The sequence below is a fragment of the Desulfoluna sp. genome (assembly GCF_030145185.1).
Taxonomy (GTDB): domain Bacteria; phylum Desulfobacterota; class Desulfobacteria; order Desulfobacterales; family Desulfolunaceae; genus Desulfoluna.
The window spans coordinates 21,712-48,607 of record NZ_JAQYWB010000029.1 but is presented as its reverse complement, the minus strand read 5'-3'; the positions used below and the strand labels follow the sequence as shown (position 1 = coordinate 48,607).

The window sequence follows — 26,896 nt, the reverse complement described above, 5'->3', positions numbered from 1 at the left end:
CGGCCGATGACCGCCTTGATTTTTTCTGTTTATCTTTTCAGGAGAATTTATCGAAGAGGATCATCTCCTCTTCGACACCCAGGCTGTCAAGCATGGCGAGGACGGCGTCGATCATCAGAGGAGGACCGCAAAGGTAATATTCAATCTCAGCAGGATCGGGGTGGTCTTTGAGGAAGTACTCATAAACGGCGTTATGGATAAACCCCCGATGGCCTTTCCATTCATCCTCGGGAAGGGGGACAGACAGGGCCACGTGGTAGGAAAAGTTCGTATAATCGTCCGTGAGTTTTTTGTATTCTTCATCGTAAAACATCTCGCGTTTGGAACGGGCTCCGTACCAGAAACTGATCTTTCGATGGCTGCCAAGGGTGTGCAGCTGATGAAAGATGTGGCTGCGCATGGGGGCCATGCCCGCACCGCCGCCGATAAAGCAAAGCTCGCGATCGGTCTCACGAACAAAAAACTCCCCGTAGGGACCGGACAAAACCACCTTATCACCGGAATGAAGATTGAAGAGATAGGTGGATCCCACCCCAGGGGGGGCATCGGGGACATGGGGGGGCGGGGTGGCGATACGCACATTAAGCATCACCCGCCGGTCGTCTGACGGCGGATTGGCCATGGAATAGGCCCTGAAGGCGTTCTCCTCGTTTTTGTGTGAGAGGGTCCACAGGTGATGGGTGTCCCAGTCTTCCCGGTACACTTCGGCGATGTCGAAATCAGAAAAACCGATCTCGTAGGGCGGGATATCGATCTGAACATAGGATCCGGCCTTGAAATCCATGACCTTGCCATCATCCAGGTCGATGATCAGCTCTTTGATGAAGGTGGAGACATTGTCATTGGAGACCACGGTGCCGTTGTATTTGCTGATGCTGAAGATCTCGTCGGGGACGTGAATCTCCATGTCCTCTTTCACCTTGAGCTGGCAGGCAATCCGCACGTTGGCCATACGCTCCTTGCGCGACACATGGCTGAGCTCCGTGGGTAAAACCTCACCGCCGCCTTTCTCCACCACACACTTGCACATCCCGCAGGATCCACAGCCTCCGCAGGCGGAGGGAAGCAGTACCCCGTTGCCCAGCAGGGCGGAAAGCAGGGTAGGGGTGCCCTCCACACGAATGGGGTTTCCGGTGTCCTCATTGATGATGATGGTCCGCTCCCCCTGAACCATAACGAACCGCTCCACGATGAGGAGGAGCACCACCAGAAACAAAATAATCCCAACAAAGACGCACAGGCTGACCAGATAAATCAAAGCCACCTCCTTCAGGTCCCCATCCCGGAAAAAATCATAAAACTCATGGCCATGAGGCCGCTGACGATCATGGTGATCCCAAACCCCCTCAGCCCCACCGGCACATTGGCGTACCGCATCCTGACCCGAATGGCGGCCATGGTGATGATGGCGAGCATCCATCCGGTCCCGGAGCCGAACCCGAACACCACCGACTCCACAAAGGTGTAATTCCGCTCCACCATAAAAAGCGAGGTTCCCAGGATGGCGCAGTTCACGGCGATCAGGGGGAGAAAAACCCCCAGGTTGGCATAAAGGGCCGGGGAGTAACGATCGATGATCATCTCCACCACCTGCACCATGGCGGCGATGGTGGCGATAAAGGCGATGTACTTCAAAAAGTTAAGATCCACGTCGGGAAGTCCAGCCCAGGAAAGCGCCCCCGGCGCCAGAAGGAAATGGTAGATAAACCAGTTGGCAGGGGAGGTAATGGTCAGCACAAAGACCACGGCAAGCCCCAGCCCCACAGCCGTTCGAAGGTTTTTAGAGACCGCCACAAAGGAACACATCCCCAAAAAATAGGCCAGGAGGATATTGCCCACAAACACCGAATTGAAAAACAGACCGAATAAATCGCTCATCCCCTACTCCTCCCCCATGTCGCCCTGGATCCAGACAAGCAGGCCGATGACGATAAAAGCACCCGGGGCCAGCACCATGAGGCCGGCATCCATATAGCCAAGATCATAGAGGGCCTGCGGTATGACGGAGATCCCGAAGATCTTCCCGGCCCCGAGCAACTCCCGGATAAAGGCGACGCCCACCAGGACAAGACCGTAGCCCATGCCGTTTCCAAGCCCATCAGCGATGGAAAGCCCTGGCGGGTTCGCCATGGCAAAGGATTCGGCGCGGCCCATGACGATGCAGTTGGTAATGATCAACCCCACAAACACCGAGAGCTGCTTGCTGATGTCATAAAGATAGGCTTTCAGGATTTCGTCAGTCACCACCACGAGAGAGGCGATGATGGTCAGCTCCACGATCATGCGAATATTGCGGGGAATCTGATGGCGCAGCAAAGAGATAATGAAATTCGAGCAGGTCAGCACCGCCGTCAGGGCCAGGGCCATCACCAGGGCTGTGTTCATCTGCACCGTCACGGCAAGGGCGGAGCAGATCCCCAGAATCTGACGGGAGATGGGGTTGTCTTCCCAGAGCGCGGCCTTAAAGGTTCGAAATGTTCGGGTTCGGGAAAAGCGCATGATCACTCCAGATCTTTCAGATTTTCCACATGTTTTTTGATGAGGTTCTGGCGAAACCGCAGGGAGAGACTTTCATACGTCTCGAGATTGGCAGCCAACCCCTGGCTGAGGTACTTTCCGGTCAACGTGGCTCCGCTGATTCCATCCACCACGTTGTCCAGATCGCCCAGAGCCTTTCCCTTGGCTATTCTTATCGAGACAAATTCACCCGATTTGCCCACGATTTTCTTACCCGTAAAATTTTTCTGAAACCACTCGCTCTCGATTTCGCCCCCCAATCCGGGGGTCTCCTGATGGGAATAAACGGTAAACCCTTTGATGGTGATCCCATCGGCGTCAATGGCCAGGTAGCCTTTAATGCGCCCCCACAGGCCCCGGGAGTCCACTGGCAGAATGTAGGAGACGATCTGCCCCCCGTTCAATGTCAAATAGAGGGGGAGATAGGAGACATCCGCCCCCAAAGGCTTCGGGTGAAGCACCCCGTCCATCCCCGCCCAGACCTGGAGGATGTGTTGATCAAAAAGGGCCTTAATCTCAACCTCTGAGACCTTTTTGGCGTCATAGCCAATGGCGGCCGCCTTGAGAATGTTCTTCTGGCGATCCAAGCGCATGTTCTTCTGTTGCCTGGCTTTCAAGCCCGTGGAAGCCAGCGTGATACAAAGGCAACAGATAAAGGCGACAAGGATTGCAAAGGTAAGGGCCTTTCTCGTTTCAGACATTGGGCACCCGTTTTCCTGTCCGGAGTTTAATTTCGATGATCTCCAGCATGGGAGAAAAAAGGTTCATAAAAAGAATCGCCAGCATCACCCCTTCGGCATAGGCCGTATTGTAAACCCGGACAATCACCGTCAGCACGCCGATAAAAAAACCGTAGACCCACCGGGCGCCGTTGGTACCGGGTGCCGACACCGGATCCGTGGCCATAAAGGTGATGCCAAAGGCAAAGCCCCCCATGATGAGATGATGCCAGGGATTGATCCAGTGCCAGGGGGAAAGCTCGGTGGAGACAAGCGCCGCGGCAAAGCCCATGACGAGCGCCCCGATAACCCCTCCCACGATGATGCGAAAACTCGCCACCCCCACCACGCAGAGAAACACCGCGCTGACCATGCAGAGAAGGGCCGAGGTTTCCCCGACACTTCCCGGGATCCCGCCGGAAAACACGTTCCAGAATGTATACCCATGCCTGATCATGGCCTCAGGCACCATATCCCCCCGGGCACCTAAGGTGAGAGAAAGGGGGGTGGCACCCGTGACGGCATCCACGGCCCGTGTCGCGATCCACACCGAGTCGCCACTCATGGAGATGGGATAGGAGAAGAAGAGAAAGGCCCGTGCGGTGAGGGCCGGATTCAGGATATTACGTCCGGTCCCGCCAAAGACCTCCTTGCCCACCACCACCCCGAAAGAGATCCCCGCCGCCACCTGCCAGAGGGGAACCGTAGGCGGCAAGGTCAGGGGGAAGAGAAGGCCGGTGACGAGAAAGCCTTCGCTGATCTTATGCCCCCTCACCACGGCAAAAAGCCCTTCCCAGGCAAGCCCCACCCCGTAGGAGACCACCAGCATGGGAAGAAAGACCTCGACGCCCCGATAGAGGGCATGGCCCCAAGAGACGGCCCCCCCTTCGGCCATCAGGGCCATGGTGCCCACGTTGACCATGCCGAAAAGGGTCTGGGGAATCAGGGCCAGGATCACCAGGGACATGAACCGTTTCAAATCAAGGCTGTCCCGTAGCGCCGGCATGCACACGGTGGCCTCCCCCGGAACAAAAAAAATGGTCCGGGTGGCTTCGTAAAGGGGGTGAAACCGTTCGAGTTTCGCCCCCTTATGAAAATAAATCTCCAGTCGATCCAAGGCCTGCTTCACATTTTTCATTCTATCCGTCGCGCTCCTTCCGATACTGGGTCTTGGCGGTTTTCAAGAGATCAAGCAATTCAATTTTCGACGGGCAGACATAGGCGCAAAGGCCACACTCAATGCAATCCAACAGGCCGTGTGACAAAGCCTCCTCCACCTCTCCTGCCGCCATAGACTTCATGGTGTACTGGGGGAGAATTCCGACAGGACAGACCTCGGCACATCGGCTGCAGTTGATGCAGGGCCGCTCCTCCCCATGCATTCCGCAATCCAGGTCCAACGGTCGTTTGTTGAAAACGGAAAGGAAGGTACGGGAAAGGCTCGGCCGGGTGTATCCCGCCCGAAGAAACCCGAAAAAGTCCTCCTCATCACCCACGGGTAAGAGGGTCAACCCCTTATCGAAAAAGTTCATGAAGCCTGTCGCGGGAAGAAAAAGTCCGGCAAAGGGAGACCCGCCGATCTGGCGCCGACGTGCCCCGGAAGGGTCCAGCGTGGCCACCGGCGCGCCGACGCGGGAAGAGACATGCTCACAAACCGTGGACGCATTGCCCCCCACCGCATAGACCCGTTTCGGATAAAAACACCCTTCGGTGACAAACCGGGCAAGGGCGACCAGATCCTGGGCATCGATATACCAGCTGTGATTCTCAGCGGCCTCTTTGCGGATGCGATAGAGATAATGACCGGGGTCACCGGCGGGGTAGCCGCCCTGGATGCGTGCGGTGACGGAATGCAAAATGGACTCTGGAAGCACCCCGGTGTCAGAGGGGGCGATCACAGACACTGAAGGACAGAACTGGCGTAAGATGGCGAGGCCGGCCTGAAAGGCCGCCTCCTCTCCTTTCAAGGCAAGGGAGGGACGGGCAAGATGGCCTCCGGCCCACCCCAGGGTAACAATAATATGAACGGGCCGACTGGAGGGCTCGGGATGATCCCGAAAAGGCAAGGCCCGAATCAGAGGCCAGGCGCCTCCCTTGAGCAGCATATGACGCAGGGTATCTGTGGATGTATGGGCAATTCGGTGGGGAGAGATGGGCTCAAATCGTTCCCAGCCTTCGGTCTCATCAAGGGCAATCACCACCTCGTCGATGCGGCGTCTCGGACCGAAAACAATGCGCTTCACCACCCCGCCCCCTGGACTCGGATAGACCACGACAGGGTTTCGTTTGTCTTCAAACAAGGGGGCTCCGCCCTTAATCGCATCGCCCTCCTTCACCAGAAGACGAGGCTTCACATGGGGAATCCATCCCGGCATCAACGCCACCATGGACGGGGCGGATGCCTTTCGCACACGCTCCGCCACCTGCCCGGAGGTGGTGAGAAAAAATCCATTTTTGACCGTCAAGGTTTTGATCATCTGAAACACACCTTTCGGGAACATGAGCGTCTTCAGAGGGTTCTGTCCCGAAAGACGCCTTGATTAAAGGCATGAATAAACGTCTGGAAAAGGGGATAAGCATGCGCGCATAAATGATCAGAAGAAACCTGTTGGGCACATGTGGCGTATGCTGTTAATACGGTAGACGATACGACTCTGATGGGTCGCAGGATAAGTTATACGTATTTATTCCTGCACGCTTATCGTCTAAGAAACATCGTATGACGGGGCTCTAACCCGGATATTTCACTCGGCTTGCACGAAGGATGAGAAAAGCGAGCAGAAAACGGTGAATTACATTTTGAATTTTTGAAACGACTGAAAATATTACCACAAAGATCTGTAATTACAGATTATTCCTTAGTCCTGATTGTTTTCTCATGAAATATCCGGGCTAAGTGCGGCCAGAGGGGAATCAGAAGGAACCAAATGATGAGATAAAACAGTCATCCACTCGTTGGTATGACCTGGCACCATGTCGGTCATGGTACACCAGACAAAAACATTGTGTCAACCAAAGGGTCAGGAACCAGGGAACGAAGTAAAATCATTTTCCCCGGCTCATTTTCAAATAAAAACAACACACGGCCTCGCTGCCTGCCGCTATTCGGAGGGAACCACCCAGGCATCCGAGGCGAACACCTGAAGATCGCCCCCGGGTTTTCGGACCACCAGCAGGCACTCCACCCCGTCAAGCCGGTTGACCAGGGGAAGCCCTTTCTCCGGTCCCATCACCATAAGGGCCGTTGCCAGACCATCGGCAAAGACAGCGGACCCAGCCAGAACCGAGGCGCTGGTCACCCCGTTGTCAACGGGACGGCCGGTGCGGGGATTGATGACATGGGTCCAGATGCGCCCATCCACCTCACGATAATTACGGTAATCGCCGCTCGTGGCCAGGGCCTGGCCTTTCAGGGGGCGAACCTGGAACAGATCCCCCACCATCGCCCCCCGCTCGGGGGTGTTGATCCCTACCCGCCAGGGGGTGCCATCCATGCGGAGGCCTTCACCGTAGACCTCACCGCCGATTTCCACCAGGAAGTGGTGAATCTTTTTTTCACGGAGAAGCCTCGCCACGGCATCCACACCGTACCCCTTGGCAATGGACCCGAAGTCAAGATAGAGACCGGCCTGGTTCTTCACCAGCCTCGTCTCACCCTGCCGGGAGATGGCTCCGAACCCCACGCGGGCAAGGGCCTGTGCCACCTCGGCATCCTCCGGCAAACGCTCTGCAGCCTTCGCCGGGCCAAACCCCCAGAGATTGACCAATGGCCCCACGGTGGCATCCCAGGAGCCATCGGTCAGGGCATAGATCCGCGAACCCACGGAAAAGACCGTCAACAAATCCGAGGAGACAGAGACCGATTCGCCCTGTTCTGCACGGTTAAAACGGGAAATCTCACTCTCTGGATCATAAACGGACATGCTGCGATTGATCTCTGCAAGGCGACGGGTCACAGCTTGGGCCAAGATGTCCGAGGACATTTTACCGGAGACCACCGCCTTGATGTGATAGGTGGTGCCCATGGTCCTTCCGGTAAGGACCACCTCCTGCTTCGCTCGAAACCCTGTGGTCACCCCGGCGGCCACCACCAGCGCCAAGAGGCTGAAAAGCACCATGATAATCACCAACAGCCGATTTCGGCTGATTTTTCCCCTTGCCTGTTTTGTCTGTGTGTCCATTATCCTCGTTTCTCGATCTGCCCGATAATCCATCGTTGCATCTTGACATCATCCTGGCTGACGGCATCAATCCCGCACTCCGCCACCACCATCTCAGCCCGAGCCATATCCTTATGCCCGCCCGCGCTTCCAAACCCACCAAAACTTTTCTCGGCCAGGCGCCCTGCGTTTTTTCTCACCCCGTCATTTCTGAAAATCACCACCAGCTTTTTCCCATAAATCCCCGAGACAATGCTCCAGCTGACGGCATCGACCTTCATAAAAAAATCGGCGATGAGCACCAGAACATCCGGGGTGGGCACCGTGCCGACATGCGCGTAAATCCGGCTTCGCCTGATTTGCCGAATTTTAAGGGCCCGCTGAAAATATTTGAGAAAACTGGGTTTGAGTTCCGCCTGCTCCACCTTCTGCAGCATATGCACGTTACAGAGTCGATGAAGGTATTGAAACGCCCTGACATCCTCCACCTGGGTCTTTCTCTGAAAATTATTGGTATCGGTCTTGATGCCGTAGAGCAAACCCGTGGCCAGACGGACAGAGGGCTTGATGTGGGCGCCCCGGAGGTATTCGGTCATCATGGTGGCGGTGGCCCCATACTCGGGACGGATATCGGTAAACCCATCCCGGCGGCCCCCATCGGGGTGATGATCGATCACCACGTCAAAGGTGATTTTTTCAAACACCTCTGAATGATGGGGCTGAGAATCCACCAGCACAAACCGAGTCGCCCCTTGCATCAACGCGTGGGAACAGGGCTTGATATCTGCCTTAAGGTACCGCACCATGGCCAGATTGTCCGGACGCTTGATCACGTTAATCGAGGCGATCACCACATGGTTGACCCGCCTCCAGAGGAGTCGTTTAACGGCCACAGCACTGGCAATGGCGTCGGGGTCCGCGTTGATGAGAATCATCACCTGGTCATCTCGGTTAAATCGAGAGAGCATGGCGGTCACTCTTTCTTTGGTTAATTCACTCATGGATCACTTTTCAGATATCAGCGGTCTGCTTTTTGGGTTGCCTTCAAAAGTTCCGATTTCACCGCCCGGCGAATGTCTCCGACGCATCAGCGCCTCTCCGGGTGGGTCTCCATACACCGGCACTCACCGGCACGCTTGGCATGGGTAATGTTCGTCAGAAGGGTAGAGGTACCATGCTGCTTCAGGTCATCCACAATCTCCTTGCGGGTGAACCCAAAACAGTAACAAAGGGTCTCATCATCATTATGAGTGGTTGGCTTCATAAACATTCATTATGAAGCCCATAGCCCCTCAAATGCAAGAAGAAAGGTGGACAGAGACCCCGCTTGCCCGGTAAGATAATCCAGTTATACCAAAGGCCAGTCCCACAGTAGGTGGTGAAAAAACCCTTCGTTTTAAACCCCATGGGAGAGGTCCATGCCCCTCGTGATTCTCTTTATCAAAGCCCCGGAGTACGGCCGGGTCAAAACGCGCCTGGTCCCCGCCTTCGGAAAGGCGATGACCCTGTCCCTCTACCGATGTTTTGTGGAAACCACCCTGGCCCGCCTGGACGCCTTCGCGCCGCTGCGCATTGCCTACAGCCCTGAAAAGAAGAAGAATGTGATCAAAGAGTGGCTTTCAGAAAGCCATGAGATGCGCCCCCAACGGGGGGGGGACGTGGGCAAACGGATGGAAAATGCCCTGACCGATGCCTTTTCAGAAGGGCACGCCAAAGCCGTCATCATAGGGGGGGATATCCCCGACCTTCCCGTGGGCCTGATTGATGAAGCCTTTCAGGCTTTGACAACCTTTGACACGGTGTTTGTGCCGGTTTCCGATGGAGGATACTGCCTGGTGGGAGCGCGGAAAGGAGCCCTTCTCACCCCCCTTTTTGAAGGAATGCGATGGAGCCATCACTCGGTCATGGCCGAGACAATCAAACGGGCAAAGGCCCACAATATCAGCCTTCGATGTCTGGCTGGCTGGCAGGACATCGACACCCCGGATGATTTCCTGGCCTTTGCCAGGCGCCAGGAGAGCAGGGACGACTGCCCCGCGCTCTTCCGGAAAGCCGCCCGCATCCTCAGTGATAATGAGGATTATCCCCGTGACGATGCACATGAGCATGCCGATGCAGATGAAGCCCCTCATCCATGACGATTTTTCCCCGCACCAGGCTGCACATGGAATCCGCCACCTTCTCCAGAAAATCAAAATCGTGGGAGATCACCACGCGCGCCACCTTGGAGGCTTGAAGCACAGCCACCAGCCGCTTAAAGGTTTCATGATCCAACCCCGTGGTGGGCTCGTCCAGGAGAAGCAGATCCGGGTCCATGGCAAGCACCGTGGCCAGGGCCACCATCCGTTTCTCCCCACCGGAAAGCCGGAAGGTAATCCGATCTTCGTAACCGGCAAGCCCCAACTCTAAAAGCACCGCCCTCGCCTTGGACCGCGCCTCCTCAGGCCCCATCCCGAGATTCCGAGGGCCAAAGGCCACATCCTCTATCACCGTCGGGCTGAAAAGCTGGTCATCGGCGTCCTGAAACAAAAACCCCACCCGACGCCTCACCTCTCGAAACCCCTTCTCCCCGGTCACCTCCCTGCCAAAGGCCGTCAACACACCGGCCTGGGGTTTTAAAAGCCCCATCATCAGATGAAACAAGGTCGTTTTTCCACTGCCGTTGGGGGCAATGAGCCCAAGGCTCGCCCCTTCGGAAATGGTGAAATCCAACCCGTCAATTACCGGGTCACGGCCACCGGGATACGTATAGGTCAACCCCGACAGCGTCATCAATGGTCCATCCATTCGCACACTCCTGAATGATCATTTAGCAGTTAAACAGACCCCAACCCATGCGCACCGCCACCTCAAGGGCGACAAGAACAACCACGGAAAAGGCCATCACGGCGGTTTGGGGAAGACAGCCCCGCAGCCCTTCGGGACGGGAGTCCGTCAGCAGACGAAACCGGCCGTCAAAACCTCGCAGCACCATGGCGTTGTAAACACGGCCGGCGCGCAGATGGGAACGGACCAGAAGCATGGCAGCAAGGTGGGCAAAGGTTCGATACGAATGAAGGGAGGTGTCGGGCTGGAACCCCCTCATCCGGGCTGCGTTCCTCAACTTCTGGTATTCACGTTCAATTACGGAAATATAACGGGCGCTCATCACGATGAGGAAGGTCAGCTTTTCCGGCATGCCCAGGGCGTAAAGGGCGTGCCCCATGGCAAAGGTGTGCAGGGTGGAAACCAAAGCCATCAGCACCAGCAAAATAGAAAAGGCTTTCAGGCTGATAAGAAGGGCAAGGTTCAGGCCGTCCGCCTTGACGGTCAAGGGGCCAAAGGTGTGGAGAACCGGGCCTCCCCCGGTGAAGGGAAGGACCACCCAAAGGAGAATCAGAAAAAAACAGAGGGGGAGCAGACGCTTGGCCACAGCCCCTAAGGGAAGCCGAGCCACAAGCACCGAAAAAACGCCCAAGACCAGGGCAGCCAGGGGGACGACGGGTGTCTTTGCCAGCGCCGTCACCAGGGAAAGTAAAAAGGCGACGGCCACCCTCACGGCAGGAGAGGTTCGGTGAATCGGTGAATCAATATCGATAAACGGTTCGTTCACACGGCCTCCCGACGGCTTCGAATCCAGGCAAACAGCCCAAAAAAACCAACAATATAACCGATCCCCCCCACGATATCCTGAAGCCGAGTCTCTTCCCTGGCCTGGTGCAACGACTTGGCCACCGCCGTATCCACCACCTGTTCCATGCGCTTCCAGTCTGCGGGAGAGAGTCCCCCCACGGAGGCGGTCTTCGGTGGAACAACCGCCGAATCGTTGGGCATGAGAACCGGTTCATTGGAGGCAACCGCCGGGTCTGAAGATTCCAGCGCCCAACTATTTTTATGGCCCATCCCCGCATCGACCTCAAGGGTCAAAGCGCCCGGCTCCGGCCTCGGAAAGGTGCAAATGCCCTTCTCATCGGTCTGACCGGTATAGACCAGGGTGCCTTCAACGTTAAACACGCGAATCACCCCCTTCTTCACCGGACGTTTTCCGGCAAAGGTACTTTCCGTGTACACCTCACCCCCTTCGTCCAGGGCAAAAATATTGATCCGATGAGCCAGGGCAGGAGAGGCCAGGGCAATGAAAAGGCCAAGGAGCAAAATAAAACGCAGAGATTTCATATGCGTTCCTCCATCTGGGGCGGCTCAGGGGTAAGGCAGAGAAGCAGCTCCGGGTAGACACGCCGGAGAAAAGAGACCACAAAAGCGGTGAAGAATCCTTCAACCACCATCACAGGGGCATTGCCAATGACGGAGGCCCAGGCGATCACCTTGAAATTTTCACCCGTAAAGACCAGGGCAGCGGCCAGAAGAAGGGATGAGAAGAACACGGCAAGAAATCCGCACCCAAAGGAGGCGACTGCCCCCATGCGCCCTTTACGCGTGATCAGAGGCGACAGCATCAGGGAGACGGCCACGGCCGGGGCGGCCATCACCACGGTGTTCACCCCCAGGGTGGTCAACCCCCCGTATTGAAAGAGAAGGGCCTGAAGGAGCAGCCCGGTAAAAATCGCCGGAAAAGCCGCCCAGCCAAGGACCAGCCCCACCAGCCCGTTAAGCACCAGATGAACGCTGGCCGGTCCGATATTGAGATGAATCAGAGAGGCCACAAAAAAAGCGGAGGTCACCAGGGCCGCGCTGACGGTTCCTTCTCCGTCCATGCGCTTCAACCCATAAGCCACACCGCCTGCGGCAACAACAGCCCCCGCGATAAGAACCGGGGCGGACAAAACACCTTCCGAAATATGCATTGCTGAATTCCTTGGTCGCTCTCAAGGACCTCGCAAACAGGCACTCACGCGATATTCGGACCTGCCGTACAACACGGGGTGACGTTGCGAGGCGCTTTTGCGATGATGCCTTATTGCACACATCATCTTTATCTTAATGGCCCGAAGCGTTAAAATCCGAGCCACCCTCAGGGTCACATCATCCCTGCCACTTGGTAAACTCAACCCAGAGAACGGCACCCAGCTCAACGCCCTTCTTCTGACCCTCCGCTTCCAGCTGGTAATCCGCCTCATTCAAGGCTGAAAAACCCCACCAGCCATCGGTGGGCACGGTGAAAGAGAAAATTCCGTTGACGTCAGCCTTCACCACCTGGGTCACCAGGTAGTCGTTGGCGGCTTTTGCCTTGCCGTCCCGATTATAAAATTCCACTTCCACTTCGGCCCCGGGGACCACCTTACCATCGAGTTTTACAACCCCCTGAAAGAGGTTGCCTGCATAGAGGCCGAAGGGACGGGTCAGGGGCACAATTTCCGTCTTGAGGCCCAGCTCTTCATCCCAGCCCTCCTCGCCGCCATAGGCCGGAACGATGGTTTTGGTATAATGGATGATGAAAATATCTTCGGCGGGCTCCCAGTAGGGAGTCGGAGTCATGACGAAATGATAGACCCCAGGTCTCTTCACGGCATAGCTGGAGGCCCAGGCAGAATGGCCCATGACCTGTATCGGGGTAAGCGTCTTTGTCAGGTCCTGGGTGTGCCCGTCCATCACAACGGAAAACTCCGCCGGCTTTTCAAGGGGCATGCCGATGCCCTCAAAGGGGTGTGAAAAAGAAAGGGCCAGATCGACCTGTTTTCCGGTTTTCTGGGAAACAACGGATGTGTCAGGAATCACCATGCCAAAATGGGCCAGGGCGGACGTGGGAAGGGAGACCATTAAAGTCAGAACAACGGCTGCTGCGTAGCGTTTCATCTCTTTCCTCCATTTCAAAAAGCAAAAAACCACCATTAAGTAAACCGGAAAGCCTTCGTGGCCTTTTACCTTCGTGGAATGCCCATTCATGACAACTGAGAACAACGAGACTCGCAGCAGACTTCGTGTCTGCTATTATTTAACACAGATACCGTGAAGGAAATGCTCTTGTCAAACCCAAAGTAAAAATAGAATCATCCATCTTTCCAACACAAGTAAACCCCTTTCCGCTCTGGCTCCCACAGACCCGAAGCATCCTGACGAGGGGTAAGCCATTGAAATCCCAATTGACAGACCAATGACACATTGGGTATATTTATGTAATAAATCACAATTCTTCAGGCATCTACCCCCTTTTCTGCAGCCATGCTCTGAAAACGGATGCCCCTCCTTCGGAGTCCTATCCCGGATATTTCATGAGACGTCATGTCACCGCTGCTTCTTTCGTCACCCGTGTTCCCTGGACGGCCCATAGCAGGCCATCGCCTTTGCTCAGACGATGTAATGGAGATCACCATGACCGCGATCCACCCGACATCCCAGGGCCTCATCCTTATTATTGATGAAGACACCTCGGTTCTCAGCCGCTATACCTCGCACCTGGAAAAAAGTGGGTATGAGGTAATCTCCGCACAAGAGGGCCGCACCGCCACCCAGCTCATCGCTGTGCGCCCCCCGGATCTCATCCTTTCCGAACTTCGGATCCCCGCGATGAACGGGTACCCCTTCTTCACCCATCTTCAAAAAAGATGGCCGGAAATTCCCATCATCATTATCACCGAAGCCACCACGGCAACGATCTCTGAGGTGGTGGCGACCCTCCAAAAGGGAGCCCGCAATTTTCTACCCAAACCCATGGAAGACATGGCCCGCCTCTCGCATGCAGTCTCCAAAGCCATCCGGGAGTCCAAACTGAAAAAACAAAACCAGGCCTATAAAAAGCTTATAGAAGAACGCATGTCCCAGAGTTCTGAAAAACTCAAAGCGACCAACCGCTACCTCACCGAACTGAATCGGCGCCTGACGGGGGTGGTGGACTCCTCCAAACGACTCTCCTCATGCGTGACCATTGAAAGCTTCGGGTCCCGTCTGCTTGAGGAGTTTTGCCACCACCTGAACGCCTCAGGAGGGAGCCTGTATATTGCCGGCCAGGAAGGACTGCGGCTCGTCCACTGCCTGGACGGTGGGCACGCCCCCAGCCTCATCTCCTACCCCGTGGAGAAGGGATCCCCCTTCGGATACGCCCTGCATCAAAAAATGCCATTACTCAGTGGAGACATCCACGGCGATAAAACGTTGCGACCCAGCGGATACAACGGCTATCACAATGGATCCTTTGCGATCTTTCCCCTCCAGAATCAGGAAGGCAAATCCTTTGGACTCGTTTCCCTGCACGGGAAAAAAACGCCCCCTTTCGTGAATCAGGACCGCGAGGTGGGCGGGCTCCTGGCCTCCTACAGCTCCGAAACCCTGCGAGCCGTCCGGGCCATGGAAGCCCTGGCCAAAAGTGAAGAAAAATACAAACTGGCCGCCCTCACCGCCAGCGACCTCATCAGCGAATGGAACCCCGCAACTGACGACCTGGTCTGGCTTGGAAACATCGACGCCGTCATTGGCTCCATTCCGGAAAACCGCCCCACCACCATGGGCTCCTGGCTCTCCCTCATTCATCCCGATGACCGGCAACGCATTGCCAAAACCTACCGGGACAACACCCACGGGGCCACGCCCCTCCCCATGGACTATCGCGTCAGACACCTGGCCCATGGATGGCGTCACTTCCGGGAACGCACCACCACCCTGAGAACCAAAGGGGCAGGGATTAAAGTCCTTCGGGCCTGCAACGATATCACCCGGGAAAAAAACACCGAAGAAGAACGAATCAAATTCGAGCTGAAGATGCAGCATGCTCAGAAACTGGAGAGCCTGGGTATTATTGCGGGAGGCATTGCCCATGACTTTAATAACATTCTCATGGCGGTTCTCGGACACGCCGACATCGCTCTGGAAGAGGCGGAATCACATCCTGCGGCTAAAAAAAGCATCCTTAACATCATCACCGCAGGAAAACGCGCCACGGAGCTGGCGAAACAGCTCCTTGTTTACTCAGGGAAAGGAGAGTTGGAGACCAGCGCCGTCAACGTGAATGACCTCGTGACAGACATGATGCACCTCATCAAGGTGTCGGTCTCTAAAAAAGTACAGATCGACTTTCATCCGGGCCACCCCATCCCCGTCGTCGAAGGAAACAAGAGCCAGCTCCAGCAGGTCATTCTCAACCTGCTGACCAATGCCTCCCAGGCCATCGGCGACGCCAGCGGTCGAATCACGATTCAGGCGGGGAACGTCTTTTATACTCAAAACGACCTGGCCGCCTGCTCCATGCCTGTTCGCCTGGGGGTGGACCCGCCCCTGCCCGAAGCCACATACACCTTCATCGACATTGAGGACACCGGGTGTGGCATGGATCAAACCACCCAGGCCAAACTCTTTGACCCTTTTTATACCACCAAAAAAACAGGCACAGGCCTCGGAATGGCCGCTGTTCTTGGAATCGTACGCCAGCAACGAGGCACCATGACCATCGACAGCACGCCGGGTGAAGGCACCCGTATCCGCGTCCTTTTTCCGGCGTCTCAAACCACCTCACACGAACAAGAGACGCCGGAAAAGCCGCCCACAAAAGAGCCAATCAAGCCTCATGGCGGACTGATCCTGATTGCAGATGACGAAGAGCCGATCCGGAAAATTTCTCAGCGCATGCTCGAAAAACTGGGATTTTCTGTGATTACAGCAGACGACGGAGCCAAGGCCGTCTCTCAATATGAGGCACACCAGAAAGATATCTGCTGTGTCATCCTGGATATGACCATGCCGGGCCTCAGTGGCAGTGAAGCTCTGGAGCGTATTCAGCAGCTCAATCCATCGGTCAAGGCCATCATCGCCAGCGGCTATCATTCAGCCCCGACTGAACCCAAATCAGCCACGGGCACGCGCTGCGCCTACCTCCAGAAGCCCTACCGGATGGCTGAACTCCAACACGTGCTTCAAGAGATATTGAACGAGCAGGAATCCCTCGAACCACCGGCCGGGGAGAGGAACCCCGAAGGATAAACCCGTGCGTCGGGGCACCGATGAGGTAAACCCTGAATCCTGAAAATCAGCCCCCCTTTTAAACCCTGCAAAGAAACAGCCTTTGCGGGGTTTGATTTTTTCAGGTGTCAAGCGTATATCTAGTACTCAAAGAAGAATAGATACATTTGACATGAAGGAGTAAACACAGATGGAACGACCAAAAAAAATGTGGGGCGTCAACGTGGTTCTTTTTGTCCTGGGAAGCTTCCTCGCGGTGACCGGCCTGATCAATGCCTGGGTTCTACCCCACGGATACGAAGCAAAGGGGAGCGTTCTGATAGATATCCGACATTTCTTGACCGAATGCCATGAGTGGGTGGGCCTTGTCTTCATCCTCGCCGTGATACTTCACCTGGTTCTTCACAGCAGCTACGTCCGCAAAAATATGACAAAATTCGGCTGGACCCGCTGGATCAAAGGGTAAGCAAGGGAGACATCATCCGGCTGGGGTGAGAATGCCCCTGCCGCCGCTACTCAAGTTCCAGGGACAGGGTCTCGGCAATGGAGAGCCTCTCAAACGGGGGCGTATCACCAAAAAGAGCCTTACAGAACATCGCATTGACGGCGGCCAGCATCTGGTTCATGGGATCAAGATCTAGCATCACCTCACCGGAAAGGGACTCCAGAGCCTGAAAATTCTCAGGACAAAAATCGACTCTGCGATTCCCCTGGCCATCGTCAAACAAAATGGGCAACCCATGGGTTCTACAAATCAAAGGCCGATGGGCATAAAGGAGACAGGCCCCTGTTTCATCCAACAAGGGGCAGGGCCCCTCATCACTGGAGGTGGCAGCCTGGGCCAGTGCAAAAGCTGTCCTGTCCTCTTCCAGGGTGTCAAAGGCCAGGCGAAGTCGCAACGCCTCCACCGGAAAAAGAGAAATATTGAGGCAACAGCCACCGCACCCCTTTCGACAGGCCATGTGCCCGGAGAGGACCGATTCGATCTCCTCACACCGTGCACTCACTCGCGCAAGAAGCGTCTCATAATTTTCAAACAATGCGTCCATGGATTCCCCCCGTTCTTGCGGTGTTCACGAAAAGTCCGTTCAAAGAAGATCTTTTGTAATGCATTTCATCTATCGATACAAGCAGAGGAGACAAGAGACCATGGAAATCCACCCCATCGGGACCCTGCACACCCCACACACCCAACTCGAGGCCATGCCCATCCAGCCCAAAGGCGCCCTTGAGATTAAGGGCCAAGCCCTCCTTCATCCGGAATACATCGAAGGATTAAACGACCTGGATGGGTTCAGCCACATCTACCTCATCTATCATTTTCATAAAACCACCCGTACCGAGCTTACCGTGGTGCCCTTTATGGACACCGAAACCCGTGGCGTCTTCTCCACCCGATCTCCCTTGCGGCCTACCCACATTGGGATGTCCATCGTCCGCATCACAAAGGTAACAAAGGACACCCTCCACTTCACCGGCGCCGATATGCTCGATGGCACCCCTCTGCTCGACATCAAACCGTATATCGAGAATTTCGACCACATCGAAGAAAGCACCTCGGGGTGGATGACAGCCGATAAAAAAACCGTCTCAGAAAAAAGATCGGATAATCGGTTTGTCTGACCCCTTAAATAAGGCAGTCACAATCCCGCGTTCAAGATGACGCCCCTTTGCCGACGGCTTGAGTCGGGGGGCGGGAGGCGACCTCCTTTGAGACAGGGGTGAGCCAGGCTCCGGGGTCTTTTTTTCGAGGCCTGCTAAAAAGAGATTGACCCCGCGGACACAGAGAAACTAAATAGTCACGTTTCAACACTCTCTCTTGCACCGTACTCTCTCTGGCACCGTTTGGAGGCCCATGGATTTTGCTCTTACCCCCATCATCGCCCTTTGTCTCTTCGCCACCGGAACCGTCGCCGGATTTGTGGACTCCATCGCGGGAGGAGGCGGACTTGTGGCCCTGCCCATGCTGCTTGCCGTGGGGATGCCACCTCAAATGGCCCTGGGTACCAACAAACTGCAGGGCTCCTTCGGCACCTTCTCAGCAGCCCTGAACTACATCCAGAAAGGCGAGGTCCATCTCAAAGAAGCCGTCGTCGGCATCGCCGCCACCTTTGCCGGGGCCGCCACCGGAGCCTGGACCATCCAGCACATGGAGGCCGGTTTTCTCAAAGGCCTGATCCCCATCCTGCTCATGGCGGTTCTTCTCTACACCCTGGCCTCCCCGGACTTCGGAGACACCCAGCGTAAACCCAAACTGCCTGTCCCCATCTTTTACACCCTCTTCGGCCTGCTTCTGGGATTTTACGACGGCTTCTTCGGCCCCGGCACTGGCTCCTTCTGGACCACCGGCATGGTGCTTTTCCTGGGGTTCTCCATGACCCGGGCCGCCGGATACACCCGCGTCATGAACTTCACCAGCAATATCGTGGCCCTTTCCGTCTTCATCGCCTTAGGCAATGTGATCTGGACCGCCGGACTCATCATGGCCGTCGGACAAATCATCGGCGCCCGCACCGGCTCCTCCCTGGCCATCAAAAATGGGGCCCGACTCATCAAGCCCATCTTCATCACCGTGGTCTTCCTCACCACCGCGCGCCTCGTCTATCAAAGCTATTTTTAAAAAGCCTGTAACTATTCAGCGCCAAAAAAAGCCTCCGGCCGCAAGATTGACCCGAAAGCCCAAACAAAAAACCCCGTGAGGCGGTGGCCTCAACGGGGTATGGGATTCGGTGCAAAACATCCTGCTATAAGGATTGATTCGATTCGGTTTTAAACGTTCCGGCGATTTCATGATCAAGGCCCAGAAACCGTCTCACGAATGTCACACCCTCACACGCCCTTCAAAGGCCAGGGTGGCCGGACCGGTCTTCAGGATGTGATTGTCCCCCTCATTCCAGGCGATGGCCAAATCCCCCCCTTTCAGTCCCACGGTCACCTGACGGCCCGTCAACCCCAGAAGATGAGTGGCCACGGCCGTGGCACAGGCCCCGGTACCACAGGCCAGGGTCTCACCGGCCCCGCGCTCCCAGACACGCATCTTCACCTCAGAAGGCGACACCACCTCCACAAACTCCACGTTCGTTTTCACCGGAAACAGAGGGTGGGTCTCAATGGCGGACCCGAAAATTGTCGGCTCCTCTCCCGTCAGGTGATCCACCACAATCACGGCATGGGGGTTGCCCATGGAGACAGCGGTAATGGCAAATTCCCGTTCATCGGCAATCAGAGGAACAGAAAGGGCTCGATCCCCTTCGACATCAAAAGGAATGTCGCGAGGCTTCAGCACAGGTTCCCCCATATCCACGCACACCTGGGTCACGCCGTTTCGCGTCTCTTCTATAATCTCCGGCACAATCACCCCCGCCTTGGTCTCTACCCGAAACCGGGTTCCAGACAGAAGCCCCCGAGCCGTCACAAAGGCAGCAAAACAGCGCATCCCGTTTCCGCACATCTCTGCCTCCGAACCGTCCGAGTTGAAAATACGAAAACCGATGTCACACGAGTCCGAGGGCAGGGCCAGAATCATGCCGTCCGCCCCCACACCAAACCTTCGGTCACAGAGCTTTTTTGCAAGGGCAGCATAGCCTAAGGTGCCAAGGGCCCCATCCATGTCGTCAAGCAGGATAAAATCGTTTCCCAGGCCTTCCATTTTTGCAAAATCAATAACCATCGTTCCTCCGAATCAAAAAAAATGATGCGTCTGCAAAAGAGTGTTAAATTTTATTTTAATACAGGATTCCCCCCCATCTCACAATGGGAGAGCTCCTTTTTTCTCCCCCACGCCACCTGCCCAATGTGATTGATACCCTCACGTCTCGTTTGACAGTAATCCTCATTAAACGGTATACTCAACAAGGTATAAAATCCCACCACAAGCCACAAAACCCAACCGATTCCCATCACCCTCCGCCAGGCCCGTGGGCTACGCCACACCCTGTCGGACAGCCAGTTGCCAACCTCAAACCGGAGGTGCTCCGATGAAAACCTTTATCATTCTGACGGAACTGACCGACCAGGGGAAAAAAACCATTCAAAACGACCCCGCCGGCATGAAACTCTCGAACCAGGCCATCGAAAACCGAGGCGGGGTCCTCGTGGACCAGTATGCCCTGTTAGGCCCCTGGGATTTTCTGACCATTATCCAGGCCGCCGACGAGAAAGCCATCTTCCGTATTACCACCGAATTAGACGCCCTCGGCACCGTCAAAACCACGACCCTGCCGGCCATGCCCATCGAAGAGTTCATCGACGACATCCTCACCAATACCTGAGACGCCACCCGATAAAAAACAATCGCGGCCCATGATGGGTTTAAACATCATGGGCCGCGGTTGTTTGAGGGGACTCTCAGCTCCTGCCTGACTCGTGAAATATCGGGGTTAGACGCTCTGGCGCTGAGCTTCCAGATGATCAATATAAGAGGGACGGACAGTGTCCTGATAAAAAAGACCGGTCATCAGACGTTCGTCCCGGGCAAGGCGCAGGGCCGCGTCGTGATCTCCCGGAACATGGGTGTGGGGCAGGGGCATCACCGACTCCGAGAGCCGTTTCCAGGTGTAATTTTCCTTGTCAAAGGTGACGCACGGGGAGACCAGATGCAAAAAGCTGAAGCCCTTATGGGTGATGGCCTGGTGCATGATGGATTTCATGCCCTCCACATCCCCGGCAAAGCCTCTGGCCACAAAAGAGGCCCCATAGGAGAGGGCCAGGGCCACTGGATTTAAAGGGGTGTCCGGGTTGCCCCGGGGATGGGAGCCGGTGGCTTGTTCCAGTGGGGTCGTGGGTGACGACTGGCCCTTGGTGAGTCCGTAGATGGAGTTGTCAAAAAGAAACAGGGTCACGTCAATGTTTTTCCGGGCAATATGGGGCAGGTGTCCGCCTCCGATGCCCAGAATATCTCCGTCGCCTCCCACGGCAAAAACCGTCAGCTCCGGCGAGGCCAGCTTAACGCCGCTGGCAATGGGAACCGACCGCCCGTGAAGGGTATGAAACCCATAGACTTTCATAAAGATCGGAAACCGCCCCGCACAGCCGATACCGCTGACCACGCACATCTCTTCATTTTTAAGGCCCAGGTCCCCCACCACCTGCAACAGGGCGTGGGCAATGCCGAAGTACCCGCAACCGGGGCACCAGGTGGGTAGCTCACGGGTCCGGTAATCAAGGAATCCCTCTCCCCGGACTTTCACCAGGGCGTCACTGATATAGGTCATGGAAACTCTCCGTCCTGTCTCAAAAAAATGCCTTCTCTGGTTAAAGTACGGGGTAAAAACGTGCCTCCGGCGGCAAGGTGGCGCCACCTTGAAAGCGGGTTTGCGAATGCTCCCCGGCTATCGGTACTTGCGGCACCCCGCGTCCGCATTCGCGTGATGTGTAAGGCGGTGCCCCCTTCGTCTCAAGCGCATGTGCTGTGGGTTTTTAACCCTTAAACGTCCCGATGAACTCCAGGATATCTTCAGACGCCATGGGGAGCCCGGTGATCAGGGTGAGGCGACGCACCTCCCGGTTGAGCACCGGGGCGATGAGATTGGCATACTGACCGGTGTAATTCAGTTCAGCCACCACGAGGATCCGGCACCGCCTGCTGAAGGCTTTCAGGGCCTCTTCAGGCAGAGGATAGATCACCGAGCAATGAAAAGAAGCGATGCGTTGCCCTTTCTCCTGGGCCTTTCTCACCGCCTCTTCGGCGGCCCCCGAAGACGACCCCCAGGAGAGAATGCCGATCTCTACCTCCCCTTCGGTCCCTGTCTCCACGGCCGGAGGGAGCTCTGCCTGCATGGTGTGAAATTTGCGATATCTTTTCTCCGTCATGACCAGATGGTTCTCCCCATCATAAACGGGTTTTCCATAGGTGTTGTGCTCCAGCCCGGTGTCCACGAACATGCCGAAGGGCATGCCGGGAAGGGTGCGCGGAGAGATGCCGCTCTCGGTGATCTTAAAGCGTTCGTAATCATCTAACGCCTCATCGGCGGGGAACACGTTAGACGAACACATCTCCGCATCCGGCGGGACCGGCTTGTCGATATTTCGAATGCTGTTGGACAGGTAAAAATCAAGGAGAATCACCACCGGGGTCTGGTACTTTTCAGCGATATAAAAGGCGAGACAGGTTATGGCGTAGCAGTCCACCACATCCCGGGGGGCAAAGACCACCCGGGGAGAATCACCGGTGCCGCCGTTCACCGCGGCCGACAGGTCACTCTGCTCCATCTTCGTGGGCAACCCCGTGCTGGGCCCGCCCCGCTGCGAATTGACGATCACGGCAGGCACCTCGGCCATCACCGCCAGATTGATCATCTCCCCCATCAGGGCAAAGCCCGGCCCTGAGGTCGCCGTCATGGCCCTTTTTCCGGAAAAGCCAGCTCCCACCACATTGCCTGCGGCCGAGATCTCGTCTTCCGTCTGGATCATCACCCCACCGGATTCTCCCAAGCGCTTGCTTAAGATCTCCATGATCTTGGTGGCCGGGGTGATGGGATAACCGGCATAGAGGCGAAGCCCGCTGTCCATGGCCGCCATGGCCACGGCCTCGTTGCCGTTCATGATGGTTTTTTCACCCTCGGGGGGCACGATCTCCGCCCCTTTAAAGGTGTAGGGATCTTCCTTGGATACATGGGTTTTCGTCCATTCATACCCGAGAAGAAAGGAGTCGATATTGCTCTCGATGATCTTTGGCTTCTTGCCCTTAAAACGCCTCTCGATAAAGGCAGTCATCTCCTCTGGGGCGATGCCGAAAAGACAGGCCACAGCACCGATGGCCACCATGTTCCGGCCCTTGGCGTTACCCGCGGCTTTATTGGCCAGCTCCAGCATGGGGATGCCGTAAGCGGTCATGCCGGGTTCGGCCCATCCGGCAATACTCCGGTCCTCTTCGTGGCAGACCGGGGGCTTGCTGTCGTAAATCAGGACCCCGTTTTTCCTGAGCCCGGAAAGCTGGGTAATGGCATGGGCATCGTTTAATGCAATCAGCACGTCGGTGTATTTCCCCGGCGCGAGCACCGTCTCCGTGCTGGCCCGAAAATGGGCCACACACTTTCCAAAACCTCTGATTTCAGAAGGGAAAGAATCAAAAGAGACAATCTCATAGCCCTTACTGCTCATGAACCGGGTCATCACCTCTCCGGCGGAGATGGTCCCCTCCCCTGCGCTGCCACAGATTTCAATCACAATATCAACGCTGGTCGTCATTGTTTGTTCGCTCCCTAAGGTATTTAATGCACCCTTCACGACAAAAAGTCAGGCCCTCTTTATGAGCCCAGCTGGCCTAAACAACAGGCCTCCGGCCTCTTTTTCAGGCAAAGGTTTTCCACCAGGAGGTTCGGATGGTGACCCCGTCCATCTCAAAGATCTCTTTGGGTTGGTAATCGATCACCTTTTCCCGTCCAAGGAGATTCATGGCGGTGAGCTCCCCCTGGGCCTCGGCGTTGCCCCACCCCACCGAAACCCAGTAATCCTTGAGCTCCGGGTTGTAAATCTGAGCACAGTCCCCGCAGGCGTAAACATCTTCCTGGTTGCTGCGCATCAGATGATCCACCAGCACCCCTTTTTCGGTGTTGATGCCGCTGCCCACCAAAAAACGGATATTGGGAACCGACCCAAAAAATGAGAGCACCAGATCCGTTGACATCTCTTCACCATCGGGCAAGGTCAGGGTGTAGCCTTCCCCTTCGGGCCGGACATCCGTCACGGGCTCGGCATCGCTCATGACCTTCACCCCCAGGGAATTCAGGCGTTTCGTCACGCTCTGCTGAATCTCCTCCTTCAGACTCACGGGCCAGAAGAGGCTGCTGTAAAGAATAAACACCACCTCTTTTCCGGCTTTGCGCGCCTCCCGCGCAAACCCCATGCTGATGAGGTCCCCCCCCAGCACGACCAGACGGGACGCCGCCATCATCGCCTTACGGACCCGCCTTGCGTCATCTAAACCGGCCAGGCAATAGAGGTGATCGGCAAAACCCGCGTGGTTGGGAAGCCGACGCGCCGAGGCCCCCACCGCCAGAATCAATTTGGTGTAGTGAACCTTCTCCATGTGATTTAAGTAGAGAAGCTTCTCCGCGGGGACCACTTTCTCCACGCGCTGGCCCAGTCGCAAACGGATTCGATTCTCCAGGTAGGACCGGTAGGGGCGAATGGAGAGGTCCTCGGGCTCACAGCCCCCCACGGTATAAAGAGGCACCCGATGCTTGTAGTAATAAAGAGACTTCTCATCGGAGATAAGGGTGATCTTTGCCTCCGGGTCTTCCTTCCGCAAGGTGTCGGCCGCGCTGTTTCCCGCCGGCCCATTGCCTATGATCACGTAATGGTCGTCCTTCGGCATCATTCCTCCCTGTCCACCTCCACCAGCTCGGTTTTGGTAATGGTTATACAGTTCATGGGACAGACCTCGTAACATTTCCCGCATCGAATACAGCGTTTGTTGTCGATGGCGATGGCCACCACATCGTTCCAGTTACCCGTCTCACCGTACTCGCCGTAACTGCCATCCGGCCTCTGAGCCACGCTTGAGATCATTTTGATGCAGTCCCTCGGAGCCACGTCGATACACATGGAGCAATAAATGCACCGGGAGACATCGATCTCGTATTTTAAACTGCAGAGATAACATCTCAGGGACTCTTTTCCTGCCTCCCCCTCGCTGTAGCCCAGTTCCACCTCGTTGTCCGGCTCCTCAAGCCGGTCTTTGACGGGCAGAGTCGGCATGACCACCGGCTTGATAAAATCGTACTCCCGGTCCCGATCGGTCTGTTCGGCCGGTTCAAACCGAACCAAAAGCGCTTTACGCCGGCGCCCGGCAAACCGTTCATCCACCTCATGGGCCGCCTTGCGCCCGGCGGCCAAAGCAGAGATCACGTTGGAGGCACCGGTGACGCAGTCCCCTGCGGCGTACAGACGGTCCACGGAGGTGAGAAAGCAACCGGGCCGGACGCCTATGCGCTGCCCGTGCATCTCCAGGGGCTGCCCGAACTCCACCTTGGGGTGCTGGCCAATGGCGCTGATGATGGTATCGGCCTCCATGACAAACTCCGAATGGTCGATGGGCACGGCAATCCGGCCGATGCCGTCTGGACTGTCTTCAAGTCGGGTCCTCAAAAACTCAATGCCTTCCACCTTTCCATGGGACCCAAGAATGCGTTGGGTGCTTACCAGGCTGTAAATCCGAGCCCCCTCCACCTTCACCTCACGAATTTCATGATCGTCCACGGGCATGTATTCCTCGGTGGCCCGGATGTTGATGCGCACACTCTCAGCCCCCTTGCGAAGGGAGGTGCGCGCGCAGTCCATGGCGGTGAAACCATCCCCCACCACAATGACCCTCCGGCCGGTCTCCACCTCCTGGCCGAGGTTGGTCCGCACCATGTAATCAAGACCGGACACCACCCCATCCATCTCACCGCCTTCCACCCCCAGACGATTGGGTTCCATGCATCCCACGGTGGTGATGACGGCGTCATATTTTTTCAGGAGATCTTTTAAAAGAATGTCGTGCCCCACCAGAACCCGGGTCTGCAGGGTCACCCCGAGACGCAGGACATTGGCGATTTCAAGGTTGAGAATATCGCGGGGGAGCCGGAAGGCGGGAATCCCGTATCGCAGCATCCCACCGGCTTCCGGCATGTTCTCAAAAAGGGTCACATTGTGCCCGTAAACCGCCAGGTCATGTGCCGCGCCGATCCCTGCCGGACCAGAGCCAATCACCGCCACACTTTTTCCAGAAGGGGCATACAGATCCTCTTTGATCCGGTGCATGGCAGGCTTCAAATCGGCGGCGGCCCGCTTGAGCTGGCAGATATTCACCGGATCGCCCAGGTCGTCCTCCCCGTGGCGACAGGCCGCTTCGCAGGGGCGGGAACAGATGCGTCCCAGGGTGGCAGGGAGGATGTTATAGCTCCGATTCAGCTCATAGGACCGGCCATAGCGATTTTCGGTGATGCATCGAATGTAGCCGGGGATATTGGTGGCGGCAGGGCATGCGTGCTGACAGGGAACGTTGTCGGCCATGTAACCGAAATCTCTAGGGTCGTCGGAAAAGGCAATCTCCTTAATAATGCGGAGCATGCCACTGGTGCCTTCGGTTCCCACCTGGCTGCTGTAGATCTCTCGTTTCATCGGCTTTTCCCGTGGGGTCTGTCCCGTAAAAAACCCGTCACCGGTCTTTTTCAGGGGAGGGTGAGAAAACAAGATACGTTGGGTCAACATCGCGGCGGCTCATCTCACGCGATGACGAAACGATTTTCTTTCGTCGCCATTCAAAACGAATGATGGGGGGGCCTCGATCGGATCCATTCGGTATGGGGGGCCCAAAAGGTATAGGGTCTCTCGCCCTGGCCCTGGAACGTGCCGATGGTAAAAGGCAGAAAGAAAGGACCCGGCACGACGGGGAGAGCATCTCTCGGGGGAACAGGGCCGATGGGACAGCGGAGACGATGGCAATGCCCTGGAAAAGAAATTGTTCCCTTGGAATATACCTTCTTTTCCATCGGCATGCAAGACGATTGCCCTTTTTTTACCTTGTGGTTATCCCGGATTTGATGTTTAATAAATTCATTCATTTCTCCGATGAGCTACCATCAAAAATTCATTGATATCAAAACCTTGTCACTACAAGGCGTCTTGCCAACCACCTACTTTACGCCCTGTACCCCACATCGATAACGCTGGGTCTCCTCGTGATGC

General features: G+C 56.1%; 26 protein-coding genes. 6 read left to right on the top strand and 20 right to left on the bottom strand.

Features of this window, described 5'->3' with window-relative positions; all coding sequences use genetic code 11:
• Nucleotides 1–37: 37 nt before the first annotated feature.
• From nqrF to Q1Q75_RS11135, 9 genes are all read right to left on the bottom strand, one after another.
• Nucleotides 38–1,264 carry an NADH:ubiquinone reductase (Na(+)-transporting) subunit F gene (gene nqrF / locus Q1Q75_RS11175; RefSeq protein ID WP_300670393.1) on the bottom strand — a complete coding sequence of 409 codons (1,227 nt, stop codon included), beginning with the start codon at nucleotides 1,262–1,264 and terminating at the stop codon, nucleotides 38–40.
• Nucleotides 1,265–1,269: 5 nt separating this feature from the next.
• A complete protein-coding gene (gene nqrE, locus Q1Q75_RS11170) occupies nucleotides 1,270–1,878 on the bottom strand; it encodes an NADH:ubiquinone reductase (Na(+)-transporting) subunit E (RefSeq protein ID WP_300670392.1) in 609 nt (202 codons plus the stop codon).
• 3 nt (nucleotides 1,879–1,881) lie between these two features.
• A complete protein-coding gene (locus Q1Q75_RS11165) occupies nucleotides 1,882–2,499 on the bottom strand; it encodes an NADH:ubiquinone reductase (Na(+)-transporting) subunit D (RefSeq protein WP_300670391.1) in 618 nt (205 codons plus the stop codon).
• Nucleotides 2,500–2,501: 2 nt separating this feature from the next.
• A complete protein-coding gene (locus Q1Q75_RS11160) occupies nucleotides 2,502–3,218 on the bottom strand; it encodes an FMN-binding protein (protein WP_300670390.1) in 717 nt (238 codons plus the stop codon).
• The gene (locus Q1Q75_RS11155; RefSeq protein WP_300670389.1) at nucleotides 3,211–4,374 is read right to left on the bottom strand and encodes an NADH:ubiquinone reductase (Na(+)-transporting) subunit B; all 1,164 of its coding nucleotides are present in this window, start codon (nucleotides 4,372–4,374) and stop codon (nucleotides 3,211–3,213) included. The genes Q1Q75_RS11160 and Q1Q75_RS11155 overlap by 8 nt, the downstream gene beginning before the upstream one ends.
• A 1-nt stretch (nucleotide 4,375) precedes the next feature.
• A complete protein-coding gene (locus Q1Q75_RS11150) occupies nucleotides 4,376–5,713 on the bottom strand; it encodes a 4Fe-4S dicluster domain-containing protein (protein ID WP_300670388.1) in 1,338 nt (445 codons plus the stop codon).
• A 624-nt stretch (nucleotides 5,714–6,337) separates the two neighbouring features.
• Nucleotides 6,338–7,417, bottom strand: coding sequence for an FAD:protein FMN transferase (locus Q1Q75_RS11145; RefSeq protein ID WP_300670386.1), 1,080 nt, complete (start codon nucleotides 7,415–7,417; stop codon nucleotides 6,338–6,340).
• Nucleotides 7,417–8,397, bottom strand: coding sequence for a DHH family phosphoesterase (locus Q1Q75_RS11140; protein WP_300670385.1), 981 nt, complete (start codon nucleotides 8,395–8,397; stop codon nucleotides 7,417–7,419). Before Q1Q75_RS11140 ends, Q1Q75_RS11145 begins: the two co-directional genes overlap by 1 nt.
• Before the next feature lie 86 nt (nucleotides 8,398–8,483).
• Nucleotides 8,484–8,660 (bottom strand): hypothetical protein, encoded by a 177-nt coding sequence (locus tag Q1Q75_RS11135; protein WP_300670383.1) that lies wholly within the window; start codon nucleotides 8,658–8,660, stop codon nucleotides 8,484–8,486.
• 154 nt (nucleotides 8,661–8,814) lie between these two features.
• Between Q1Q75_RS11135 and Q1Q75_RS11130 the strand changes: the two genes are divergently transcribed.
• A complete protein-coding gene (locus Q1Q75_RS11130; RefSeq protein ID WP_300670381.1) occupies nucleotides 8,815–9,534 on the top strand; it encodes a TIGR04282 family arsenosugar biosynthesis glycosyltransferase in 720 nt (239 codons plus the stop codon).
• Here the strand turns inward: Q1Q75_RS11130 and Q1Q75_RS11125 are convergent.
• From Q1Q75_RS11125 to Q1Q75_RS11105, 5 genes are all read right to left on the bottom strand, one after another.
• Nucleotides 9,461–10,183, bottom strand: a complete 723-nt coding sequence (locus tag Q1Q75_RS11125; protein ID WP_300670379.1) for an ABC transporter ATP-binding protein — start codon at nucleotides 10,181–10,183, stop codon at nucleotides 9,461–9,463. The two genes, Q1Q75_RS11130 and Q1Q75_RS11125, sit on opposite strands and share 74 nt — an antisense overlap.
• Nucleotides 10,184–10,205: 22 nt before the next feature.
• Nucleotides 10,206–10,988, bottom strand: a complete 783-nt coding sequence (gene cbiQ, locus Q1Q75_RS11120) for a cobalt ECF transporter T component CbiQ (protein ID WP_300670377.1) — start codon at nucleotides 10,986–10,988, stop codon at nucleotides 10,206–10,208.
• A complete protein-coding gene (locus Q1Q75_RS11115) occupies nucleotides 10,985–11,551 on the bottom strand; it encodes a hypothetical protein (protein WP_300670375.1) in 567 nt (188 codons plus the stop codon). Before Q1Q75_RS11115 ends, cbiQ begins: the two co-directional genes overlap by 4 nt.
• A complete protein-coding gene (gene cbiM / locus Q1Q75_RS11110) occupies nucleotides 11,548–12,180 on the bottom strand; it encodes a cobalt transporter CbiM (RefSeq protein WP_300670373.1) in 633 nt (210 codons plus the stop codon). Before cbiM ends, Q1Q75_RS11115 begins: the two co-directional genes overlap by 4 nt.
• Nucleotides 12,181–12,358: 178 nt before the next feature.
• Nucleotides 12,359–13,129 (bottom strand): DUF4198 domain-containing protein, encoded by a 771-nt coding sequence (locus tag Q1Q75_RS11105; RefSeq protein WP_300670371.1) that lies wholly within the window; start codon nucleotides 13,127–13,129, stop codon nucleotides 12,359–12,361.
• 516 nt (nucleotides 13,130–13,645) lie between these two features.
• Between Q1Q75_RS11105 and Q1Q75_RS11100 the strand changes: the two genes are divergently transcribed.
• Both Q1Q75_RS11100 and Q1Q75_RS11095 read left to right on the top strand, forming a co-directional pair.
• Nucleotides 13,646–16,243 carry a response regulator gene (locus tag Q1Q75_RS11100; RefSeq protein WP_300670369.1) on the top strand — a complete coding sequence of 866 codons (2,598 nt, stop codon included), beginning with the start codon at nucleotides 13,646–13,648 and terminating at the stop codon, nucleotides 16,241–16,243.
• Nucleotides 16,244–16,412: 169 nt separating this feature from the next.
• Nucleotides 16,413–16,688 carry a DUF4405 domain-containing protein gene (locus tag Q1Q75_RS11095; protein WP_300670367.1) on the top strand — a complete coding sequence of 92 codons (276 nt, stop codon included), beginning with the start codon at nucleotides 16,413–16,415 and terminating at the stop codon, nucleotides 16,686–16,688.
• A 46-nt stretch (nucleotides 16,689–16,734) separates the two neighbouring features.
• Here Q1Q75_RS11095 and Q1Q75_RS11090 read toward each other — a convergent pair whose 3' ends face one another.
• Nucleotides 16,735–17,271, bottom strand: a complete 537-nt coding sequence (locus Q1Q75_RS11090; protein ID WP_300670365.1) for a YkgJ family cysteine cluster protein — start codon at nucleotides 17,269–17,271, stop codon at nucleotides 16,735–16,737.
• Between the two features lie 100 nt (nucleotides 17,272–17,371).
• Here Q1Q75_RS11090 and tsaA point away from each other — a divergent pair, with 100 nt between their 5' ends.
• A complete protein-coding gene (tsaA, locus tag Q1Q75_RS11085; RefSeq protein ID WP_300670363.1) occupies nucleotides 17,372–17,845 on the top strand; it encodes a tRNA (N6-threonylcarbamoyladenosine(37)-N6)-methyltransferase TrmO in 474 nt (157 codons plus the stop codon).
• A 232-nt stretch (nucleotides 17,846–18,077) separates the two neighbouring features.
• Nucleotides 18,078–18,842, top strand: a complete 765-nt coding sequence (locus tag Q1Q75_RS11080) for a TSUP family transporter (RefSeq protein WP_300670361.1) — start codon at nucleotides 18,078–18,080, stop codon at nucleotides 18,840–18,842.
• A 201-nt stretch (nucleotides 18,843–19,043) separates the two neighbouring features.
• Here the strand turns inward: Q1Q75_RS11080 and dapF are convergent, their stop codons facing one another.
• Nucleotides 19,044–19,892 (bottom strand): diaminopimelate epimerase, encoded by an 849-nt coding sequence (gene dapF, locus Q1Q75_RS11075; protein ID WP_300670359.1) that lies wholly within the window; start codon nucleotides 19,890–19,892, stop codon nucleotides 19,044–19,046.
• Nucleotides 19,893–20,199: 307 nt separating this feature from the next.
• Here dapF and Q1Q75_RS11070 point away from each other — a divergent pair, with 307 nt between their 5' ends.
• The gene (locus tag Q1Q75_RS11070) at nucleotides 20,200–20,493 is read left to right on the top strand and encodes a GYD domain-containing protein (protein WP_300670356.1); all 294 of its coding nucleotides are present in this window, start codon (nucleotides 20,200–20,202) and stop codon (nucleotides 20,491–20,493) included.
• Between the two features lie 108 nt (nucleotides 20,494–20,601).
• Here the strand turns inward: Q1Q75_RS11070 and Q1Q75_RS11065 are convergent, their stop codons facing one another.
• The 4 genes from Q1Q75_RS11065 to Q1Q75_RS11050 form a co-directional block, all read right to left on the bottom strand.
• Nucleotides 20,602–21,435 carry a thiamine pyrophosphate-dependent enzyme gene (locus Q1Q75_RS11065; protein WP_300670354.1) on the bottom strand — a complete coding sequence of 278 codons (834 nt, stop codon included), beginning with the start codon at nucleotides 21,433–21,435 and terminating at the stop codon, nucleotides 20,602–20,604.
• A 205-nt stretch (nucleotides 21,436–21,640) separates the two neighbouring features.
• Complete coding sequence (locus Q1Q75_RS11060; protein WP_300670352.1) at nucleotides 21,641–23,410, bottom strand: 2-oxoacid:acceptor oxidoreductase subunit alpha; 1,770 nt, start codon at nucleotides 23,408–23,410, stop codon at nucleotides 21,641–21,643.
• 103 nt (nucleotides 23,411–23,513) lie between these two features.
• The gene (locus Q1Q75_RS11055; protein ID WP_300670350.1) at nucleotides 23,514–24,542 is read right to left on the bottom strand and encodes an NAD(P)/FAD-dependent oxidoreductase; all 1,029 of its coding nucleotides are present in this window, start codon (nucleotides 24,540–24,542) and stop codon (nucleotides 23,514–23,516) included.
• Nucleotides 24,539–26,329: an FAD-dependent oxidoreductase gene (locus tag Q1Q75_RS11050; protein WP_300670347.1), complete on the bottom strand. Its 1,791-nt coding sequence runs from the start codon at nucleotides 26,327–26,329 to the stop codon at nucleotides 24,539–24,541. Before Q1Q75_RS11050 ends, Q1Q75_RS11055 begins: the two co-directional genes overlap by 4 nt.
• Nucleotides 26,330–26,896 lie beyond the last annotated feature (567 nt).